Annotated in this window: 23 protein-coding genes; 9 read left to right on the forward strand and 14 right to left on the reverse strand. The window is 47.8% G+C overall.

The genetic code is table 11. The features are described 5' to 3' along the window. Positions 1-40: 40 nt before the first annotated feature. Entirely contained in the window at positions 41-1,015 is a 975-nt protein-coding gene (locus A3750_RS13470; protein WP_082863107.1) for a putative solute-binding protein, read from the reverse strand. A 244-nt stretch (positions 1,016-1,259) separates the two neighbouring features. Between A3750_RS13470 and miaA the strand changes: the two genes are divergently transcribed. Continuing rightward, the gene (miaA, locus tag A3750_RS13475; RefSeq protein WP_082873297.1) at positions 1,260-2,195 is read left to right on the forward strand and encodes a tRNA (adenosine(37)-N6)-dimethylallyltransferase MiaA; all 936 of its coding nucleotides are present in this window, start codon (positions 1,260-1,262) and stop codon (positions 2,193-2,195) included. A 125-nt stretch (positions 2,196-2,320) separates the two neighbouring features. After that, a complete protein-coding gene (locus A3750_RS13480; protein ID WP_068548361.1) occupies positions 2,321-3,544 on the forward strand; it encodes an NADH:flavin oxidoreductase/NADH oxidase family protein in 1,224 nt (407 codons plus the stop codon). Here the strand turns inward: A3750_RS13480 and A3750_RS13485 are convergent. Continuing rightward, positions 3,541-3,813 (reverse strand): GIY-YIG nuclease family protein, encoded by a 273-nt coding sequence (locus A3750_RS13485; RefSeq protein ID WP_068453837.1) that lies wholly within the window; start codon positions 3,811-3,813, stop codon positions 3,541-3,543. The two genes, A3750_RS13480 and A3750_RS13485, sit on opposite strands and share 4 nt — an antisense overlap. Positions 3,814-3,953: 140 nt before the next feature. On the opposite strand from A3750_RS13485, the gene A3750_RS13490 reads away from it, so the two are divergent. The 5 genes from A3750_RS13490 to A3750_RS13510 all read left to right on the forward strand — a co-directional run bounded on the left by A3750_RS13490 (position 3,954) and on the right by A3750_RS13510 (position 6,742). After that, complete coding sequence (locus tag A3750_RS13490) at positions 3,954-4,154, forward strand: hypothetical protein (RefSeq protein ID WP_068453830.1); 201 nt, start codon at positions 3,954-3,956, stop codon at positions 4,152-4,154. Positions 4,155-4,227: 73 nt separating this feature from the next. After that, on the forward strand, positions 4,228-4,512 hold the full coding sequence (locus A3750_RS13495; RefSeq protein ID WP_068453829.1) for a succinate dehydrogenase assembly factor 2: 285 nt from the start codon (positions 4,228-4,230) through the stop codon (positions 4,510-4,512). 97 nt (positions 4,513-4,609) lie between these two features. Beyond that, positions 4,610-4,921, forward strand: coding sequence for a hypothetical protein (locus A3750_RS13500; RefSeq protein ID WP_068454907.1), 312 nt, complete (start codon positions 4,610-4,612; stop codon positions 4,919-4,921). A 12-nt stretch (positions 4,922-4,933) separates the two neighbouring features. Next, positions 4,934-5,794, forward strand: coding sequence for a folate-binding protein YgfZ (locus A3750_RS13505; protein WP_068548362.1), 861 nt, complete (start codon positions 4,934-4,936; stop codon positions 5,792-5,794). Positions 5,795-5,908: 114 nt separating this feature from the next. Continuing rightward, complete coding sequence (locus A3750_RS13510) at positions 5,909-6,742, forward strand: HDOD domain-containing protein (protein ID WP_068548363.1); 834 nt, start codon at positions 5,909-5,911, stop codon at positions 6,740-6,742. Between the two features lie 17 nt (positions 6,743-6,759). On the opposite strand, the gene ung is transcribed toward A3750_RS13510, so the two are convergent. From ung to A3750_RS13530, 4 genes are all read right to left on the reverse strand, one after another. Continuing rightward, entirely contained in the window at positions 6,760-7,443 is a 684-nt protein-coding gene (gene ung / locus A3750_RS13515) for a uracil-DNA glycosylase (protein ID WP_369819944.1), read from the reverse strand. A gap of 18 nt (positions 7,444-7,461) precedes the next feature. Beyond that, the gene (gene lysS / locus A3750_RS13520; RefSeq protein ID WP_068548365.1) at positions 7,462-9,027 is read right to left on the reverse strand and encodes a lysine--tRNA ligase; all 1,566 of its coding nucleotides are present in this window, start codon (positions 9,025-9,027) and stop codon (positions 7,462-7,464) included. Between the two features lie 19 nt (positions 9,028-9,046). Beyond that, positions 9,047-10,145, reverse strand: a protein-coding gene (gene prfB, locus A3750_RS13525) for a peptide chain release factor 2 (RefSeq protein WP_156492356.1) whose coding sequence is annotated in 2 segments (ribosomal slippage) — positions 9,047-10,069 and positions 10,071-10,145 — 1,098 coding nt in all. Because the reading frame shifts where the segments join, the coding sequence is not laid out codon by codon here. 114 nt (positions 10,146-10,259) lie between these two features. Next, entirely contained in the window at positions 10,260-11,075 is an 816-nt protein-coding gene (locus tag A3750_RS13530) for an alpha/beta hydrolase (protein WP_068454888.1), read from the reverse strand. Positions 11,076-11,475: 400 nt separating this feature from the next. On the opposite strand from A3750_RS13530, the gene A3750_RS13535 reads away from it, so the two are divergent. Next, positions 11,476-12,513: a putative solute-binding protein gene (locus A3750_RS13535; RefSeq protein ID WP_068454885.1), complete on the forward strand. Its 1,038-nt coding sequence runs from the start codon at positions 11,476-11,478 to the stop codon at positions 12,511-12,513. Between the two features lie 24 nt (positions 12,514-12,537). Here A3750_RS13535 and A3750_RS13540 read toward each other — a convergent pair whose 3' ends face one another. Then, positions 12,538-13,017 (reverse strand): GNAT family N-acetyltransferase, encoded by a 480-nt coding sequence (locus A3750_RS13540; protein WP_068454883.1) that lies wholly within the window; start codon positions 13,015-13,017, stop codon positions 12,538-12,540. 34 nt (positions 13,018-13,051) lie between these two features. Between A3750_RS13540 and A3750_RS13545 the strand changes: the two genes are divergently transcribed. Further along, positions 13,052-14,659, forward strand: coding sequence for a bifunctional ADP-dependent NAD(P)H-hydrate dehydratase/NAD(P)H-hydrate epimerase (locus A3750_RS13545; RefSeq protein ID WP_068454880.1), 1,608 nt, complete (start codon positions 13,052-13,054; stop codon positions 14,657-14,659). A gap of 300 nt (positions 14,660-14,959) precedes the next feature. On the opposite strand, the gene A3750_RS13550 is transcribed toward A3750_RS13545, so the two are convergent. The 7 genes from A3750_RS13550 to A3750_RS26160 form a co-directional block, all read right to left on the reverse strand. Continuing rightward, the gene (locus A3750_RS13550; RefSeq protein ID WP_068454876.1) at positions 14,960-15,721 is read right to left on the reverse strand and encodes a vWA domain-containing protein; all 762 of its coding nucleotides are present in this window, start codon (positions 15,719-15,721) and stop codon (positions 14,960-14,962) included. Positions 15,722-16,151: 430 nt separating this feature from the next. Beyond that, positions 16,152-16,625 carry an NADAR family protein gene (locus A3750_RS13555; protein WP_068454873.1) on the reverse strand — a complete coding sequence of 158 codons (474 nt, stop codon included), beginning with the start codon at positions 16,623-16,625 and terminating at the stop codon, positions 16,152-16,154. Between the two features lie 45 nt (positions 16,626-16,670). Beyond that, positions 16,671-17,519: a fructosamine kinase family protein gene (locus A3750_RS13560; protein WP_068454870.1), complete on the reverse strand. Its 849-nt coding sequence runs from the start codon at positions 17,517-17,519 to the stop codon at positions 16,671-16,673. Between the two features lie 22 nt (positions 17,520-17,541). Beyond that, positions 17,542-18,951 carry a DegQ family serine endoprotease gene (locus A3750_RS13565; RefSeq protein WP_068466618.1) on the reverse strand — a complete coding sequence of 470 codons (1,410 nt, stop codon included), beginning with the start codon at positions 18,949-18,951 and terminating at the stop codon, positions 17,542-17,544. Positions 18,952-19,092: 141 nt separating this feature from the next. Continuing rightward, on the reverse strand, positions 19,093-19,560 hold the full coding sequence (locus A3750_RS13570) for a SoxR reducing system RseC family protein (RefSeq protein ID WP_068466616.1): 468 nt from the start codon (positions 19,558-19,560) through the stop codon (positions 19,093-19,095). 3 nt (positions 19,561-19,563) lie between these two features. Next, positions 19,564-20,535 carry a MucB/RseB C-terminal domain-containing protein gene (locus A3750_RS13575; protein WP_068457008.1) on the reverse strand — a complete coding sequence of 324 codons (972 nt, stop codon included), beginning with the start codon at positions 20,533-20,535 and terminating at the stop codon, positions 19,564-19,566. 41 nt (positions 20,536-20,576) lie between these two features. Further along, positions 20,577-20,938: hypothetical protein (locus A3750_RS26160; protein ID WP_197475033.1), on the reverse strand; the 362-nt coding region annotated here is incomplete at its 5' end.

Here is a 20,938-nt window from a genome sequence, read left to right on the forward strand (position 1 = left end):
AAAACCGCCATGACGCAGGCATTTAGCGCCTGCCTGCGGACTATTCAGGCCGAGTGCACTCTCCGCGCGATCGGTCAAGGCGACAACGTATTTTCCACAACAGCTTTAATGCCGTTGGATGATTTACATCGTCTTTTTTAAGGGCTAGCCGCACGCGTTTGCTGAAGTGGTCTATGTCGTCTTTGGTAAACTGATCGACATTTATCCAATACTTGGATGGTATCTCTTTTTCTGCATCTTTCACCAAGCGATCAATCGCGCGTAAGCGGGTGAAAATGTAGTTACGCATTTTGTGCCCGAAGTCGGCAGGAAATTCACTTTTGCGTGCGATCGTTTGTAACATGCCATAGTACAAACGGTAATCAATAATGCCGCCGCGCTCACCAAGTCCGTGATACAACTCAAAGGTGTTGTATGCGAGGGCGGGCATGAGCAATATATCGATATTTCCATTATTAAACATCGGCGCAAACGTAGACAGCGTCGTACCTACCGGCGAAGCACCTGCTAGTTTTGCAAATTTAAGGGCTTGTGGGTCGTTGTTAAGGACAGAAATTCGTCGACCAGCAAAGTCTTCGATACTATTGATACTTCTGTTGTTCACAAAAGCATACATCGAACCGACCGGAAATGTTGCAACGACCTCGAACGGCCCTTGCGTCATTAGCTTACCAGCCCTTGGTCGAGCTAGCGTTTTTAGAACCATCTCCAAACCTTTCTGCGAGCTGATGGCACCGATGGCGTCCATTGTTCCGCCAAACTTTACAAACTGGCGCGATAAAATGGCGCTTAGTAACACCGCCTCGCATTTTCCGGCTTTAAACTCATTGGCGGCGACTTTTTCATCCGTATATGCAATAAAACGAATGCTCAAACCCCAAGCTTGCGCTTTTGGGATCAAATCAGAATAAAAGGCCATAACTGGGCCGCTTCGCCCTACTGGATCCCAAACACAAAATACCTTGCGCTCTAGCGCAAACGATGATGATGCGAACATAGTGAGCAAGATGCTCATTAAGAATGTTCGTTTTGAAAATAAACGAACAAAACCGTCCTTGTGTATCCATGACTTCATATTCGGTTCGCACAGCCCACGATTATTTTTATTTATGCAGGGGACGTTTGATGATGCTCTTTGTCCACAAAATCCTTTTAAAGACTGCTAATATAGGCAGCCTTAGAGGGCTGTCACCCTAAAGCTCCAAGCGAACGGTTTCAAGCTCACCATAAAGAAGCGTTCCAAAACCTTGAACAGAGTCATGCAAAAACCACCAACAAAGCCGCTTATTGTTATTCTGGGACCAACTGCCAGCGGCAAGACGCATCTAGGCGTGGACATGGCTCGACGCTTTCACGGCGAGGTTCTTTCCGCGGACTCTCGCCAAGTTTTCAAGGGAATGGACATCGGAACGGGCAAAGATCTGCAAGAATACGGCGAGATCCCTTACCACCTTATCGACATTGCTCTCCCAGGCGAAGAATACAATCTTTTCCGCTTTGCGCAGGATTTCAATAACGCTTATTCATCTGTGCTAGATAAAGGGGTCTTACCTTTTCTTGTTGGCGGTACGGGCATGTATCTGGATGCGGTATTGAGGCGTTATGCGCTAACAAAAGCGCCGTTCGACGAACATCTTCGCAACGAGCTCAATAACAAGGACCACGCTGACCTTATCGATCAGTTGGCGACACTTAACCCGCATCTGCACAATCAAACAGATATCGCAGACAAACAGCGAACAGTGCGTGCCATCGAGATCGCCCTCGCCGAGAAGAATGGATCTGAAACCGTCTGTTGGCCCGACTATCAGCCCCTAGTTTTTGGCTTACAATATCCAAGAGAGACAACCAGAAAGCGGATTAGTCAACGCTTAGCAAGCCGATTAGACGAAGGCATGCTTGATGAGGTAAAACAACTTTTGGAACAGGGCGTTTCTCACACATCCCTTGAACACTATGGCTTAGAATATCGCTACCTCAGCCTGTTCCTGAGAGGGGAGCTAGATTACAACGACATGTTCCAAAAGCTGCGAAGCGCCATTCATCAATTTGCCAAACAACAAGAAAAATGGTTCCGCAACATTGAGAAGAAAGGGGTAAGTATCCACTGGCTAAATACCCAAGATGACTTCGCTGCAGAGTGTGCCAACCATATATCGCGCTATTTAGAGCGCGCAGGGCATACGCATCAGTAAGTTCTATACATATCCGGCCAGTGACTACACGCTGTAGAAAAAAGTGCGTAAGCTTGCAGGCCGAGTAGCTTTAACAAATTAAGTTCTTCACGCTAACCGTTTTCAACCTTTGAGCCGAGCACGTTATGCCTGCATTAAACAGCCCTTATCAGATCAACAATAAAACCGAAGTAAAAAATCGCCTCTTCAAATCAGCAATGAGCGAACAACTCGGCGACAAACAACACAACCCAGATTTGCGCTTAGAGCGTTTGTACGCAAAATGGGCTGAGGGTGGTACAGGTTTGCTTGTAACAGGCAATGTTATGATTGACCGAGGCGCACTCGGTGAACCAAAGAACGTCGTCTTAGACGAACAAAGTGATTTGAATGCGTTTCGTCGTTGGGCGAAAGCTTCTCAGCATACCGGTGCAACCGTATGGATGCAGCTAAACCATCCAGGCAAGCAAATTCCGAAGTTTTTAAATAGCCAGCCGGTCGCCCCATCTGCAATCCCTCTAAGTGGAGGTTTAGAGGCGAGCTTCGCGTGCCCTAGAGCCCTTCATGACGAGGAAATTGGAGGCATCATTAAGCGCTTTGCTAATGCGGCGCGACTAGCCAAAGAAACCGGCTTTGATGGCGTTCAGATTCACGGTGCACATGGATATTTGGTCAGCCAATTCTTGTCTCCTCACCATAACCAGCGAAAAGACAAATGGGGCGGATCTCTTGAAAACCGCATGCGCTTTGTTGAGGCCGTGTATGCGGCTATTAGAGAGCAAGTCGGCGATGACTTTCCGGTAGGCATCAAACTTAACTCCGCGGACTACTCAAAAGGTGGCTTCTCTCATGAGGAAGCGATGCAAGTAATCCAAAAACTCTCTGGCCTTGGCATCGATTTGATCGAAGTATCAGGCGGCACCTACGAGAGCCCAAGCATGATCGGGCATAAAGTGGCTAGCAGCACAGCAAAACGCGAAGCCTACTTTCTTGAGTTTGCCGAAAGCATTCGCAAGGAAATTACCACGCCACTCGTCGTCACAGGAGGATTTCGCTCCGCCAGGGCCATGCAGGATGCACTAGACAGTAATGCATGTGACATGATTGGTCTTGCGCGACCTTTAGCAATAGCGCCGGACGCCGCGGCTCAAGTACTCAACAATAAGGATTATCGAATTGAACTGAAACGGCCAACCACAGGGGTAAAAATGGTCGATACCATGACCATGCTGGATATTACGTGGTATGAGTTTCAGTTAGCACGAATGGGCAACGGGAAAGCGCCAAAACCCAATCTCAGCGCTTGGTCTGCGGTCGCTCAAATCATGGCTGGACTAGGTCTGCAGAGTTTTAAAAAGAGACGCGCTTAAGTCTTTCCTGCTGAGATCAAAGCCAACTTTTGCTTTCTTGCCATGGCTTTGATCTCATACTCCCGCTTTGATGCCGCGCTTCGATCGTCAAACGACTCCACAAGCACGACACGTTTTGGTTCTCTACCTCGAAAGTACTTTGCGCCAAGGCGCCCCCCTTCTTTGACGGCGAGATGCTCGGCATAACGCCTCTCTACATCCGTAGTTATACCTGTGTAAAGCGCACCACACTTCGTCTCGATCATGTAGACAAACCAGTTTTTCGACATTCGCTTTCCACGATAGGAACCAAAATGTAAACAAGCGCAAACCTTCTAACAAAGCACGCTCACACCCGAGATTCGTAACAAAATAACATGCAACATTACCTTAAGTAAGATTGTGTAACGAAATGTAAGAGATGGATGCTATGGATACGCAAGACAATACCCCACACAACAGACAACACAACACGCTTATTGCGCTCAAAAAACTTGAATCTGCTAATAGTGCTTCGTCTATGCAAGCAACGCGCGTCCAGATTGCGCCAGTCGAATGGGAGATGTCGGCACATGAAGCCCTAGAAGTAAACTACCTGACTCGAACAAATCGCAGTATCAACGCGCACTAATATCAATATGAAAGCTTGAGCCAAAGGCCAGTGATTCTTATAATCGAGGCTCACTTATTAAGAGCACGCTTTCATGCCCGAGTACTCAGAGTTACCCTTCGATTCGCCCGAGCGCATAAAATTTAATCGGCTTTTCTGGCACAGCCGTCGGGGCATGCTCGAATTAGACGTCCTGCTTGTACCTTTCTTGAAAGAAGCATATCTAGATCTAGATTCTGAAGACCAAGCACGCTACGAAAAACTTCTAGAATGCGAAGATACCGATCTTTTCCAGTGGTTTATGCAAAAGAGCGTGCCTACTGACCCCGATCATGCGCGGATGGTTAAGATGATAGTGGATCGTGTTCAACCAGACTAAGGTCTCATTTCAATCCTCGTGGCGGGCTTTCGCACTATTGCTCGCCCCTTCGATTTTTGCGCTGATTATTGCTGCATTGAGCTCGAACAGCTCAATAATGCTGGTGGCGTTATTTGTGATAGCCGGGAATACTTTCCTCGCCTATCAAGCGGCAATAAAGCACCCTCCACACTCCGTCATCACATTCAATGGCCAGAGCATGCAACTCAACTACGCTGGCGAACAACGTCCGGTGTTATTTGATGAGCAGATTTGGTTCGGCGTTCATTGGGGGGTCGTCCAACTAAAGACTGAATGCCTGTCAACATATCTGTTTTTCGTCTCCCCTTTTACCGTTTACAACTTAAATGAGTCGCGTCGCCTGAAGGTGCATGCAACCCACAATAATTCTCTCTGTACACGACCATAGCAGCACGCATATATGACCAATCACTACTTAAAATTGCCTTACACCCTTTTTAAAGTGGAGGGGCCTGACGCAGCAAAGTTTCTTCAGGGACAAGCTAGCTGTGACATTGATTCTCTCGCAGACAATACATGGACATTTGGAACGGCTAACTCACCAAAAGGAAGAATGTACTGGCTGTTCGTAATCGCTCGTATCGACGGCGCATTTTGGATAAAAGTGCACAACGACATAGCAGAGTCAGGCATCCATGCGCTGAACAAGTACAAGGTATTTTTTAAGTGCGAGTTCAAACAACAACACGACTATGCCGTCTATGGCATCCGTTCCGTCTTCAAGCATAGCGGTAACAGCATTACTCAAGAAACGAATGGCTACCTAAGAGCCGCTGATCGCTCAGAACAACGATGCGAGCTATGGAGCCGCGAAGCACTAGAAGCTAACTCTTCTGACGCAGAATTAGAGGCATGGCTGCAAGACGATTGTTACCATGGTATCCCTGAGCTTTATCCGCAAACGCTTGATACTTTTATTCTTCAACAACTTAACCTTCAAGAACTGGGTGCGGTGAGTTTTAATAAAGGCTGCTACACAGGCCAAGAGATTATTGCCCGAATGAAGTTTCTCGGAAAGCTTAAGAAGAAAATGTATCTCTTCAATCTGGATGCTAAAGAGACAGCCGCCCTCCTTCCCGGGAGCAAACTTGTCAATGCAGAAGGCCGAAAAATCGGAGATGTTGTCCGTTTTCATGCTGGTCGTGACAAGTTTGTAGGACTAGTTGTTTGCGATATCGCCTTTGCAGAAAGCGGGCAGCCAGCCTTGTTAGCAGAGGGTAGCAACACTCCAATTCGCATTGAGGAAATCGACTACAATTAACATTAAAAATCAAAGATATAACTGCTAACTGCAAATTCTCGCCTACACTTATTTCAATACAGAAATATCCCGCTCTGGCGAAAGCTAGGTACTAAAATTGAGGAAAGTGTAAGCATGTCTGAACTTGCAGAAAAGATCATTCAAGAAATTAACGCTGCCATCGACGAAGACAAACTCGTTCTGCCATCTCTTCCAGAGGTAGCGCTCAACGTGCGCGAAGTCACCGAGAAAGATGACACAGGAATCAGCGACTTGATTGAGGTGATCGAAAAAGATGCAGCTCTCTCCGCGCGGCTCGTCAAGGTCAGCAACAGTCCGCTGTTTCGAGGCAATGCCGAGATCTCAAATTTGAACATGGCGGTTAGCCGTTTAGGGATGGCCTACACAAGTAGTTTGGCAATGGGCCTTGCGATGCAGCAAATGTTCCAAGCCACGTCTGACATGATCGACAAGCGGATGCGTCAGGTTTGGGAAAAAAGCACCGAGGTTGCGGGCATGTGTACCGTTCTTGCAAGACAGCATGCCCACTTACAACCCGGCCAAGCAACGCTCGCTGGCCTCATTCATTCGATTGGCGCCCTTCCAGTCTTGAAATTCGTTGAAGACAACGATATTCAAATCAACAACGTCATTCTAGACAATCTGCTCGAGGAGCTGCAGCCTCTTGTCGGCGCAAAGATTCTTGAGAAATGGTCATTCCCCTCTGAGCTCTCGATTGTCCCGAAAGAAGCCATTAACTTTACTCGTTCCGCCGACAAAGTAGATTATGCCGATTTGGTCATGGTGTCGCTGCTTCAGAGCTACACCGGCACAGATCACCACTTCGCCGAAATGGACTACACCACCATCTCTGCATTTGATCGTGTCGGGATTAACCCCGACCCTGAGCATCAAGATGAAGATCTTAATGCTGAAATGGAAGCGGCAATGGCACTACTAAATATGTAAACGTAGACCACAGAAGATCAAAGCTGGAGCGGAAGGCTCCAGTTTACTTCAGGCAAGCCTTTCGATTTGAGATAGGCATTACACTGTGAAAAAGGCTTACTTCCCAAAAAACCCCGATGCGCAGACAAAGGCGAAGGATGAGCAGAAGTCAAAACACAATGCTTTGACTGATCAATAAAAGCACCTTTTTTCTGTGCATAGTTTCCCCAAAGAATAAAGACGATATTCTCACATTGATCATTGAGCGCTCGAATAACCTCGTCTGTAAATTGCTCCCAGCCCTTGCCCTGATGCGCCCCCGCATTGCCTTGCTCAACGGTCAACACTGCATTAAGCAAGAGCACACCCTGTTCCGCCCATGAAGTTAGACAGCCATGCATAGGCGGAACCGCCCCCACATCGGAATACAACTCCTTGTATATATTCACCAAGGAGGGAGGAATCACCACACCAGGCTGGACTGAAAAACTAAGCCCATGCGCTTGGCCTGAGCCGTGATACGGGTCTTGCCCTAAAATAACAACACTCACCCGCTCAAAGGGCGTAGAGTTCAATGCATTAAAAACAAGATTTTCAGGGGGGTATATTTGCTTTCCGGCCTCCCTTTCAGAGGCAAGAAATTCTTGGAGAGAAGTCATATAGGGGAGCGTAAATTGCCCCCCCAACTTTTTCTGCCATGAGTCGATCAATTGATCATCCATCGACATATGGCGCAGACCTTAAGCTTGCGGTTTCATGTGCGGGAACAAAATGACATCGCGAATACTCGGCGAGTCAGTAAACAACATGACCAGTCGATCGATACCAATACCCTCGCCTGCAGTTGGAGGCAAACCGTACTCAAGCGCCGTAATATAATCGGCATCAAAGTGCATTGCCTCATCATCACCAGCGTCTTTTTCAGCGACCTGCTTAAGAAAACGTTGCTTTTGGTCTTCTGCATCATTCAACTCGGAGAAGCCATTGGCAAGCTCACGCCCTCCAACAAAAAACTCGAATCGATCTGTCACAAACGGGTTTTCATCGTTACGCCGAGCCAGCGGCGAAACCTCCCAAGGATAGGCCGTAATAAACGTAGGCTGATCTAACTTCTCTTCTGCAGTTGCTTCAAAGATCTCACATAAATACTTGCCCGCTCCCCATGTTTTTTGCTGAGGGGAATCTGGAACACCGACTTGCTTGGCATAAGCCCTCAGAGCCTCAAAGTGACTCTCAGGATCATTGATCACTGCCGCATCAAACTCCGGGTTGAACTTAAGCACCGCTTCCGCCATCGTCATGCGAGTAAATGGTTGGCTAAAGTCATAGATTTTCTCTTCAACCACCTCTCCGTTTGCATCCTTGGTCGTGCTCTTTATGTCGGTCGTACCGAGCACTTCTTGTGCGACGGTACGCAACATATCTTCCGTAAGATTCATCAAGTCAATATAGTTTGCATAAGCCTGATAGAACTCAATCATGGTGAACTCAGGATTGTGTCGCGTCGAGAGCCCCTCGTTACGGAAGTTGCGATTAATTTCAAAAACACGTTCAAAACCACCAACAACCAAACGCTTAAGGTAAAGCTCGGGAGCAATACGCAGAAACATATCAATGCCTAATGCATTGTGATGCGTCTCGAATGGTTTTGCTGTTGCGCCACCAGGAATCACCTGCAACATCGGGGTTTCGACTTCCATGAAGTCTTGCTTGGTGAGGTAGTTTCGGATGCTACTCACAATAGCGGAACGTAAACGAAAGGTATGACGCGCATCGGCATTTGCAATCAAATCGACATAACGCTGACGATACTTCATTTCTTGATCAGCTAGGCCATGATACTTGTCTGGAAGTGGGCGAAGAGACTTCGTAAGGATGCGGAAGCTCTCAACCTCCCCTACCTCTACGTACAAGTCGCCTTTTCCTGACTTACTTAAAATACCACTTGCACCAACGATGTCTCCAAGATCAAGGTTTGCCCAGTCTTTAGACTGCTTCTGCAAAGGCTTGCCTACATAACACTGAATAGATCCCGTACTGTCTTGCAAACCAACAAACGGCCCACCTCGACGCAAAACTCGGCCAGCAACACTGATCGGAATTGCCAGTTCGGCTAACTCTTCTTTGGATTTATCGCCATAGGTCGATTGCAGATCGGCCGCCATATTCTCGCGTTGATGATCATTTGGATGACCATTCGCTGTACATCCCTCTCGCAACTGTTCAAGCTTCGCTTTTCGCTCAGCAATCAGTTTGTTTTCATCTTCTACCGATAAAGTTTGATCTGAGTTCACATCGTTCGACATATTGATTTCCGAATTAAAATTACAATCCCAGCTTAAGGCTAGCTTCAATAAACTGGTCTAAATCACCATCAAGCACTGCATTGCAGTTGCTTGTTTCTACATTACTTCGAAGGTCCTTGATTCGGGATGAGTCAAGCACATAAGATCGGATCTGGCTTCCCCAACCGATATCAGATTTGGATTCTTCCAGAGCTTGCGCCGCTTCGCTTCGCTTCATCATCTCAAGCTCGTAAAGCTTGGCGCGTAACTGTTGCATTGCCTTGTCTTTGTTTTGGTGCTGAGAGCGCTGATTTTGACATTGCACAACGATACCGCTCGGTTCGTGCGTGATTCGAATCGCAGAGTCAGTTGTGTTGACGTGTTGACCACCTGCACCGCTTGATCGATAGGTATCGATACGCAAGTCTGCTGGGTTGATATCGATATCAACGTTATCGTCAATTTCCGGAGAGACAAATACAGAAGCAAAAGAGGTATGGCGACGGCTGCCAGAGTCAAACGGAGACTTACGAACAAGACGGTGCACACCTGTCTCTGTTCTCAACCAGCCAAACGCGTATTCGCCTGTAAACTGAATCGTAGCACTTTTGATACCGGCAACATCGCCATCAGATACTTCGATCAACTCTGTTTTGAAGCCCTTCTGCTCACCCCAGCGTAAATACATACGCAATAGCATGGACGCCCAATCTTGCGCTTCTGTGCCGCCAGAGCCAGACTGAATATCAAGATAAGCATTATTCTCATCCATTTCACCGGAGAACATTCTTCGAAACTCTAGAAGCTCAAGTTTCTCTTCAAGACCACCAAGCTCGCCCTGAACATCAGAAACAGCCTCTTCGTCTTGTTCTTCCACCGCCATATCGAGAAGATCCTGACAATCAGTCAAACCAGATTCCAGTTCTTCGATAGTATTGACGACGGCTTCAAGACTCGCGCGTTCTTTACCGAGCGCCTGAGCGTTATCTGGATCATCCCAAACTTCAGGGCTTTCCAGCTCGCGGCTGACTTCGACTAAGCGTTCACTTTTGACATCAAAGTCAAAGATACCCCCTAAGCGTAACAACACGCTCAAGCAGCTCTTTGATCTTCTGATTAATAGGATTTACTTCAAGCATTCCTGACCCTTGCGGACTACGGTGAAAAGCCGCGTATTCTATACGATCGACGCCTTGCGCGCCAACTCAGAAAAGCAAATATACAACCACCCCAAAAGCATCCATCCTGGTTATTTAATGCCGCTCCAGCCAAGACTTCATCTGACCCGCAATATCGCGCCAATTGTGCTCAAACAATATCTCATGAAGCGAATCACCAACGGTGTGAAACTGCTTACCCTCACACGCAAGTCCTTCAAATAACTGCTTGCCCACCCAAGGCGCAACCAACGCATCTTTCTCACCGTGCCAGATCGCTACAGGTGTTTTGATGGTGCCGGCCTCACGCTTTAATCGCTCTATTTGCTTGAGGTAATCATTAAACCATCGGGCGGAAACCTGGCCATGATTCAGCGGGTCGTTGATATACGCATCAACTACCTCCTGATTGCCGCACACAATGTTCGGATCAATTTTGTTTTTAAGCCCAAGAGACGGATACCAAGCGCTCATTAATTGACCTAGGATCTTTTTGAAAACAGGAACCTTGTAAGACACATCCGAAGCGGGACCGCTGAGCACTGCGGCCTTAAACACATTCGGATACTCCAGCAAGTGCAAAGCTGCAATCATGCCACCCATAGAATGTCCAAGTAGATATTGATGCTCTTGCTTAACGGTTTTTCGAAGCATTTCCAGATCACGCGTGTACTCAGACCACGCATTTACATGTCCACGAACACCTTCAGATTTACCGTGTCCTCGATGATCGAGCGCATGCACTTCAAACCCGTGTTGCGCAAACCATATCGCCAATTCATGATAGCGACCCGCATGTTCGCTCCAACCATGCGATAGAAGCAGAGCAGCATTTGCGTTTTCGGGAAAGTAACGATAAACATGCAGCTTTAGGCCATCCTCAGCCACTAACTGCTCTTCGTAATTAATCATTGCAATGATCCATCAAATATTATTTTTATCAACCAAACTCGCCGCGTGTATTAACGCTTGGCAAACCGTAACCCAAACATCCTGATATGGATTCTCATCATAACTGTGCTTTTCTAGTTTAAAGCTTCGACGCGTATGCTAACTCAGGAAGAGACATAGTTCCCAATAATCTGCACTTATTTGGCCGTTATCAACAGGAATGCGTCAAACAAATACTTGGCTCTAACTCCACCATCTCAAATACCAAGTCTTGGCCTAATACGACAAGCTCCTTTCTGCAAATCCGCGTAAAGTGAACTCAAATGTTCACCAGAAATTTCATTGGTTTGTGCACCAGCGCATGACATGCAAACGCCCCACCAGTAAACTGGATGCGTATAAATATAAAAGTCCCATTCTTATGATGTTAAAGAAGTTTTTTGCCACCCTATCTCTTTTCGCTTTCGCTACTTTCAGTCCGCTCACCACAGCGAACACGGTTGGCGGCGTAGCAACAAATCTCGTACCTATCCTCGCATGTGTATGGGATCCCATCGGTAAAGCCGGCCCCGTCGGTCAAATCATGGCCGAAGCCAAAATTCATGCCGCGAACTGGGGGGTCGATCTAAGCTATGTCGTGTACTCTGATGAGCGCGTTGCGATTGAAGAATTTCGTTTAGGTCGCTGCGATGCAGTCAATATGCTTGGCTTCCGGGCTCGCGAGTTTAATAGCCTGACAGGAAGTTTGGGGGCCATCGGCGCAATTCCGAGTTATGAAGCCTTAGGTATCGTGCTTAAATCCCTTTCTTCTAAGAAGGCAGCCAAATTGATGCGAATAGGCGAGTATGAAGTTTTCGCGATCGGCCCAGCTGGCGCTATCTTCATGTTCACTCGTGACCGCACGATCTTGTTACCGGGTGATTTTGCTGGCAAACGCATGGCGGTGTTAGATGACATCCCAGAATCAGCGTATCTCTCTAAGAAACATGGCATCACGCCCGTCAGCTCGACCATTTTCAACTCCATACTTAAATTCAACAACGGTAGTGTTGACCTGACAGCCGCTCCCGCAATCGTCTATGAGCCCTTTGAAATGCACAAGGGCCTTGAACCAAACGGTGGCATTTACAAAGAGCCTTTCCTCTACATCACTATGCAGGTCGTTGCTCGCTGGGAGAAATTTCCAGAAGGTTTCGCGCAGAAAGCGCGTGACCAGGCAATCAAAGAGTACACGCGATTTGTGAAATGGCTCGTTGATCCTGAAGCGACGATCCCTGAGAAATACTGGATCGATATTCCTAAAAATCTTTATGACTACTGGGTTGAAGACTTTCGTCAGAGTCGTATAGAGCTCGGGGAAATGGGTATATACGACTCACGCACTCTAAAATTAATGCGCAAGGTTCGATGTAAATTAGAGCCCGAAAGCGCCGAATGTTCAGCCGCTAGACGCGAATAAAAACAAGAACAGCCTGCAGATTCATCAAAGTGCGATGAGCAACCATTCATCGCACGCAGTGTGGCCACTATCCCCTAACGGGTCTGACAAACGCTTAAAACCTTGCTTAACGTAAAGTCTAAGCGCCTCCTCCATAGTTGAGAGCGACTCAAGATACATATGTGTGTATCCGAGGTCTTTGGCTTCGCGCTGTAATTGCTCAATCAGAGCTCGCCCCCAACCCTTGCCGCGAGCCTCAGGAAGCAAATACATCTTTTGCAACTCGCAGCAATAAGGGTATTTTGCACACAAAAATGGGCCAAACCCACCGGCACCCACAACATCGCTTTCGCTCTCAATTACCTTGTAAACCCTGTCACTGTGATCATAGGCTGCACTCATACGATCAAGCTCTGGGTCTTGCCAAGCAAAACCGGGACGGTTTGCCCCGTACTCGGTTAGAACACTGCGAATCAGCTCCGAAACCCTCTGGTTATCTCGATTTTCGATATTCCTAATCTGCATTTTCACCGCTTATGTCGTGTGCTATGTTGAAGGCATGAGATTTGATATTGAGCACATCCCGAACACCCTTTATCTCGCAGATCAAGTTCGAGAACTCGACCGCATCGCTATTCAAGAATATGGCATAGCCGGCTTTGAGTTAATGAGCAAAGCCGCACGTTTTGCTTTTCACGCAATGATTCGCTTTTGGCCAAAAACAGAAAACATACTTGTGCTGTGTGGAGCAGGAAACAATGCCGGTGACGGTTATGTGCTTGCCAGCATAGCAAAGAAGAAAGGTCTTTCTGTCCAAGTGGTCGCTCTAAGCGATCCAGCAAAACTAACCGGTGATGCGCAGACCGCTTATCAAGATTGCGTGCGGGCCCAAACCCCGATTTCTCTTTTCGAAGAGCTTAAGCAAGGAGGTTTTACCAAACAGCTCAATGCACTTCCAAAAGATAGCGTTATTGTCGACGCGATTTTTGGAACAGGATTGTGCCGCCCAGTCAGTGGCGACCACCTTAAAGTTATCCAAAGTGTGAATGCAAAAGATGAGCAAGCCTTTCATGCCGAAGAAATCGACAGTACGGGCATTAAGATACTCGCCATCGATATTCCCTCCGGCCTTAGTGCAAATACGGGACAAGTGCTCGGCGCGTGCTTAAAAGCGGACTTAACTGCCACGTTTATCGGTAATAAGTTAGGGCTTATGACCGGCAAAGGGCGGCACTATTCAGGTACTCTTGTTTTTGATGACCTTGATGTTCCTGCAACGGCTTACGAAGGGATTGAAGCCACCGCCTTTTGCCCCCAACTTGGCAAACTGCGCTCAGCGCTTGGCCCACGAACGATGCACAGCCACAAAGGCAAACAAGGCCGAGCACTGTTGATTGGCGGAAATACAGGCTTTGCGGGAGCAATACTACTTGCTTCTCAGGCTTGCGCACGGACTGGCGCAGGCCTAACGTCAGTGATCACAAAAGCCGAGCATTGCTCCAGCGTAGTATTGAATCAACCCGAGATTATGGCGCACAGTGCAACATCGCCAGACGCGCCTGAGCTGTTTGCATGTGCAGATGTCATCGGTATCGGCCCAGGTTTGGGACAGGATGCATGGGCCTATCAGCTCCTCGAAAAAAGCTTAAAACAGAACGGGTTCAAAGTGCTCGATGCGGACGCACTCAACCTGCTAGCGAAACACCCCGAACTAAGCGCATTAATCGATGATCAGACTGTACTTACCCCGCATCCCGGCGAGGCGGCTCGGCTTTTAGAGACATCCGCTGCTGAAATTGAACGTGACCGCCTAAGCAGCGTAAGAGCGCTTCAAAAAACATTTGGTTGCCACATTATTCTTAAAGGCTCAGGAACACTTATCGCTCATCCACACAGTCTGAGTGAGCCCGAAATATCCTTATCACGTTATGGAAATCCGGGCATGGCAAGTGGTGGAATGGGGGACACTCTTACGGGAATACTCTGCGCGATCATTGCGCAAATGGCCAACGCGAATACACCCAAATCAACAAGTCGCGCAATCGAATTAGCCGTTTGCCTGCACAGCGCCGCCGCAGACATTGAAGCAAACCAACATGGCGAACGAGGCTTGCTTGCCAGCGATCTACCCAATACTGCCCGAACGCTCTTAAACGACCTTGTTTAAATAAAACTCTCACACACTGAGTAATTCTTTGACTGCGGGGAGAGTCACTGTATGAAGCGAAGGGAGTTTCGTGGAACGTCAACTGGGACTAACATCAATATGAACCGCGTGGGTACTTTCAAAAATTAGAGCTTGGCTTCGGCTGACAAAGTAACGCTGAGCGCGTCAACCCAATCCAGATAAACATAACCAAATCGACTAACTTAACACTCTAAAAAAAACCGCTAAGGTAATGAAAAAGCTCCCCAGATTTCGATCAGTAACATCAACGTATCTAAGGAGCTTGAATGCGTGTGCGAACTACGCCTTTCTTCTTCTCGTCACCACTAAACCTGCTAACCCTAGGCCGAACAGCGACAATGTAGCTGGCTCAGAAACAGAAGTAGGCGGGTCATTAATTTCACGGAATAACTTCCCTGCTAGTGCTGTTTCGAAAGCCGAAAAATCTGTCGCTGTCGTATAGAAACCGTTGCTAGGCTGGGTTATGGCATCCAAATAGTTGACATCGATACCGCTACCAACGCCGATCGCGTTCACTACAATTCCATTACTTGCTGCGCTAGTTGCCTCGCCTACAGAGATTGCATAATTCTGCGGGCAGGACCCTGAGACACATGGCACTCCATCAGTCGAAATATCCATAACAAGCTCATCACCGTCAATATTGTTCGACAGTATATCGCCGGCTACCATGCTGATTGCGTCGGCAGTATTGGTCCAACCTTGCATATAATCAATATCAGCAAACGTCGCACCAAACGCCGCAGCCGAAGCGTTATCGTTGATTAAAAACCAGTCCTGCTCTTTCTGTGTCGTAGCGGAAAACTGCCAACTAGACACATATAGTTGATCGGCGCCCACAACAAAATCATCGTAGAACGTTCCGCTCGAGAAGATATTTTGATAAGCCTGTGTCTGCAGATCAAAGTCGGACTGACCAATACTTCCTGATCCGTCCAAGACAAGTGCCAGCTCTATGACTGCAGAATGCGCAGGCACTGCACTCAAACTTATAAAAGTTGTTGCTGCAAACGCTTTCACAGCTGATTTTAGTGATTTCATTATTATCATCCCTATTTGATTATTGCTTCATTGCATTTAGTTAGAGGCTTTCCTTGCACTGATGTCCAGACCACTAAGACCTCATTGCGCCCAAAATGGGCACAAGAGTTATGATGCAATTGCGGGATAATGTTTACAAGAGTTAGCTGAGACGAAAAGCGAACAATCGCGTTGATTATGCGCTGAATCCATACACATATGCCGAAGTGATTGCTTGGTTGATACGCCAATCACTCGAGCATAGCTCTGTGCAAACAGCTTTACTCTGCCTAGTCGTTGTCGACGCTTTTAAATGCTGAACGGCGTCTTAAACCGCCTCTAGTGGCGTAAACGATTTTTTAACGCGATACTCGTTTCGGCATGTCTTTGGTTTTTGCCAAGATCAAAAAGAAACCCGAAACACGGTTAGAAGGCTTTTCGCTTCATCACATTAACTTTCCACTGTCTCCTGAAGCTTTTTGCGGACATCCATTAATACTTTACCAAAGGTATTTTCCGCTCTACGATCGCGACCACAACCCCAGTAATAATCATACTGACTCCCTTCCATTAGCTTTGCGTTACCCGTCGCTAGCAAAGCTTCGGCGACCTGCGCATACATACTCGCCTTGGTATAAAGCCCTCGTGTCATGTACACACGCTTCACTTTGCTCCAATCTCGCCGAATGCTTTTGAAACGCATGCGCCCCATTCTTCGAGCCGTTTTTGCATTGGGCGCTAGGCGAATTTTCTCGCAGTAGTCAGGGTTTGTCTCAACGAACTTCATCGCTTGAAAATAATGCTCGACGGTCGGCCACTCCTTCCCTTCAAGCTCAATCGGATGCGCCGAAAAAACACCCAGAAGCTCATCAGGATCGGCTCGGTGAACAAATATAGTATCTTCGTCGAGATCAGGAAATAACACGTCTCTTCCTTTTACATAGCGGGTTAACTGGAGTTACAACGATATTCAGGCAAATACCGAAAGCACCTGCCGCACTTTAGGTAAATAGCTCTGCCCAAACAAGAGCAAGTGGTTTAATAACGGGTATAGGTTATAGAGATCAATACGGCCTTCCCAGCCCTGCTCTAGCGGTCTAGCTTCTATATATGCGTCATAAAAACGCGTATCGAACCCGCCAAACAAACGCGTCATGGCAATATCGATCTCTGCCCAACCAAAATATACCGCCGGATCAATCAACACAGGCCGGCCAGTATCACAAACATGCACATTGCCCGACCATAAGTCGCCATGCAGCAATGAAGCTTGCTGGTCCGGCACGATGCTATCTAACTGCAAGCAAAGTGATTCTATCGCCTGCAGATCACCAATTGCGAGTAAGCCCTTATCAAACGCCTTCTCGGCAAGACTCAACAAGCGATGCTCAGCAAAAAATGCGCTCCCATTTTCTGTTGGTGTGTTCACTTGATGCGTCAAACCGCAGTAATTGTCATTCACGAAACCAAAGTGTTGACGGGTGAAATTGTGAATGCTGGCTAACTGCCGCCCCAGCTGCTCCCAAAAATCTGGGACATGCTGGTTGGGACGAATATATTCCAACACCAAATAGGAAGCACCATAGGCATAAACCTTAGGTGTTCGAACGTTCGAAATTTGAGAGAGGTAGGCGAGCCCTTCGGACTCGCACTCGAAAAAATTGACAGGGGCCAACGCCATATACTTTACGAATACAGCGTCGCCGGATGGGTGACGGCAAATTAGGTTGGCACTGCTATCTCCGCCAGCAACAGTCTCTTCGTTTTGCCAGTCATAACCCTCGTTAAAGAGCCACTCCTGGAGTTCCAGCGGAAGCATTAGACCAACCTATTCGTGCCAACTACTCTTCAATCTTCAGAACGAGGAACGAGGGATTACCGCCACGAATTACCAACACAGGAATCGCCTTATCCTCGGGCAGGTCATCAACAATATCCTCAAAATCTTCGAGGGATTCAAAGCTCTCATTATTAATCTTGGCAATGATATCTCCCTGTCGAATACCCGCATTGCTTGCAGGACCTGCTTGCACCTTCACAACCTGAACACCGCCTTCAAGCCCTGCATCTTTCAACACAGCGTCATCCAGCTCCTTGACCATCACACCGAGGCGATTGGCTTCTGGAACGGTTGCTTTGGCAGGTTTAACCGGCACATCTGAGCTGTTTGGCAGCTCTCCAATTTCAACCTTCACGGTTTTTCGATCACCGTTACGGATCACCGTAAGTTCAGCGTCCTCACCCACCTTTGTACGACCAACAAAATGCGGCAACTGCGAGGACAAATTGATCTTCTCATCTTCATATTTGACGATAATATCACCAACCTGGATTCCCGCTTCCTGAGCGGGTGAACCCGGCACAACCTGAGCGACTAATGCACCATGCGGTTTATCAAGACCAAACGACTCTGCAAGCTCTTTACTCACTTCCTGAATCAACACACCCAACCAACCGCGGGATACATACCCCTGGCCGCGCAGTTGATCAACTACTTCCATCGCAACATCCATAGGAATAGCGAAAGACATACCCATAAAGCCGCCAGAACGCGTATAAATCTGCGAATTAATACCTACGACCTCACCGTCCATATTGAAAAGCGGGCCACCCGAATTGCCGGGATTAATCGCCACATCAGTCTGAATAAACGGCACGTAGTTTTCATTCGGCAGGCTGCGCCCTTTTGCACTCACAATGCCGGCCGTTACCGAGTAGTCAAAACCAAAGGGCGAACCAATGGCAAACACCCATTCGCCCACTTTTAAGTCTTTGGATTTACCTAGCTTAGCGGTCGGCAAACCATCCGCTTCAACTTTCAAAACCGCTAAATCAGATCGTTTATCTGAGCCGATTAATTCCGCTTTTAATTCTCTACGATCGTTGAACCGAACATAAATTTCATCGGCGCCTTCGATCACGTGATTATTGGTCAAAATATACCCATCATCGGTCACCACGAAACCCGAGCCCATCGACTGGCGCTCCTGGCGTTTCTCGCGATCCTGATACGGTGCGGGAGCCCCAAAGAAATGACGCAGAAAATCCGGAATCTGCTCCATATCGCCTTGGAACATTTGCGATTGAGGTGATTTTGACGTGCTGATTGTGCTGATGTTCACCACTACAGGCGCATGTTCCTCAACGAGCTCAGTAAAATCTGGAAGACTGCGCGCATTCGCAGACACAAAGGATAAAGATAAAACTAGTGCTACTAGCAAGCGCATACCGTGCGCCAAAGTACTATTCATAACGACTCCTAAAATCTCAGGAAACAGAACGATCTCAAAATCATAATTAGGGTTGGTTAAATTAGATTCAAATTAACCTTAAGTAAGACATTCAATTTTGTGCGAGGCCACACGCGGAATGCAGAGTACTTACGCTCGAAACTAGCTTTTTGGATGGCACGCAGCGCCATCCGTATTCGACAAAGCAATAGATTCGATGATGGGCTTAAAACGCACATCGCTGTGCATGGACGCACTCTTCTTTCGAGCAATCACAAATCCGAACAACAATCCTACGACGCCTCCAACGATTGAAGCGAGATCTCCCCCAACCAACTGCATCGCAAATGCTGCGACCACGACCATTAGCAATAAGGGAATGACAAACATCAACACGGACGCCTGCAGCAAGCCTTCGTCAGGGATGGAAATGGTTACCGTTTGGCCGGCCTGCGCGCCAAGACGGTTGTCGAGCCACAACTCCATACTTCGCTCGGTGCTCATTTTTGAAACCAAGCCCTGACCACAGGAATTCTCTAGCTGACAAGACTGACAAGCACTTCGCCGTTGAGTTTGAATCAGCGCTTGATCTCCATGCACCTCAAGCACCAAGGCTCGCTCTATCGCCACCTCTTACTCCATTACAGGGCGAACGCCCTTGGCAATATTCATAGCGGTCATCGGCGGTATTTCACCAACAATAGTCACCGTGTACTGCTTGTCGTTGTACATCAGAGGAGAGATATAGATGACGGTCGCGCCAACGATCGATGCGCCCTCGGGTAGCTCCTGTTTACCTTTAAGTTCGACAAACACCGTGTAATTCGCAAGGCCATCCGAGAACAAAATGACATTGCCATTCGTCGTAGATGATTCAACTTGCATAAAACCTGGTGGAATGAACTCTGCCTCCCATGCGAGCCTTTCCGGCCACCGAAGATCTTTCTCGCTCATCGGAAGAGAGTGATGTGAAACGGCCTCATCATCAAGATCGAAAGCGAATTCTTCGTCGCGCGTCTCGGTAGGCAACTCTAGTTGCGTAAACTGGAAACTTTCTAGCGCTTGCCCTTTTAAACCGATCACTTGCGATTTGAGCAACAAACCCGAACGCTGATCTAGCCACAAATGGTAGCTATAGCGGAGTGCATCTTTCGCACTAATTTCGAGCTTCACCGCAGATCGATCAACAACACGCTCATAGCCTTGCTTATGAACAAAATAGTATTTGTGCCCTGGCATAAACCCTTCAAACGCGGCACTCACAGGGTTTTCAAATTCTTTTTTATCGAGCTGAACCAGCCTCTGCCCATTAATCAGGCACATCACCTCGCTACCTCGACGCAGAATTTCACCCATTGCTCCGTCTAACTGGGTGAGGCGCTCCTGCTCCTGTCCCTGATAGTATCGATGCACTACCCTCATGGAGCTGCTCATCTTACCGCGTGAAAACATAAACACGCCGCGATAAGACTCATTGGTTGCCGCAGCGCGCATTTTACTTATCCACTCTCCAGCGTCATCGCCATCCGCTCGGGCGATGCTTGATAACACCAGCAACAACGCGAGCACCGGCATCAACAGCACTGAGGTTTTTCTTAATATCATGGATAAGATTCCAAGCTTAAACACCAACTACCAACCCCGCCCTAAATACCGACAGAGTTAACGCTAGCAACACGAATCAATGGTGCCACACCAGAAGCGACCGTCACGGTGCTAAGCTCTGAGTGACGCAATAAATACTGATTAAAACTGCTGATCTGGCTTTCATCCAAATCATTCATAACCAGCTGGCTTTCTGCGCTTGGATCACCACCTGAGACAGCTAACTGCGCAGTTTCACTCGGAACACCCCGGCCTCCCAAGTCACTAAATCCAAATGCGACAACGAGGCAGGCTGCGATTGCCCCACCAAATTTCCAGGCTTTATTTACAGGATTCGAACTCGTCTCGTTCTCGGCTTGTTCAACACCAACAGACGAAGCCAGGGTTAAGGAAGGTTTGGGCT

The organism is Oleiphilus sp. HI0079 (assembly GCF_001635105.1).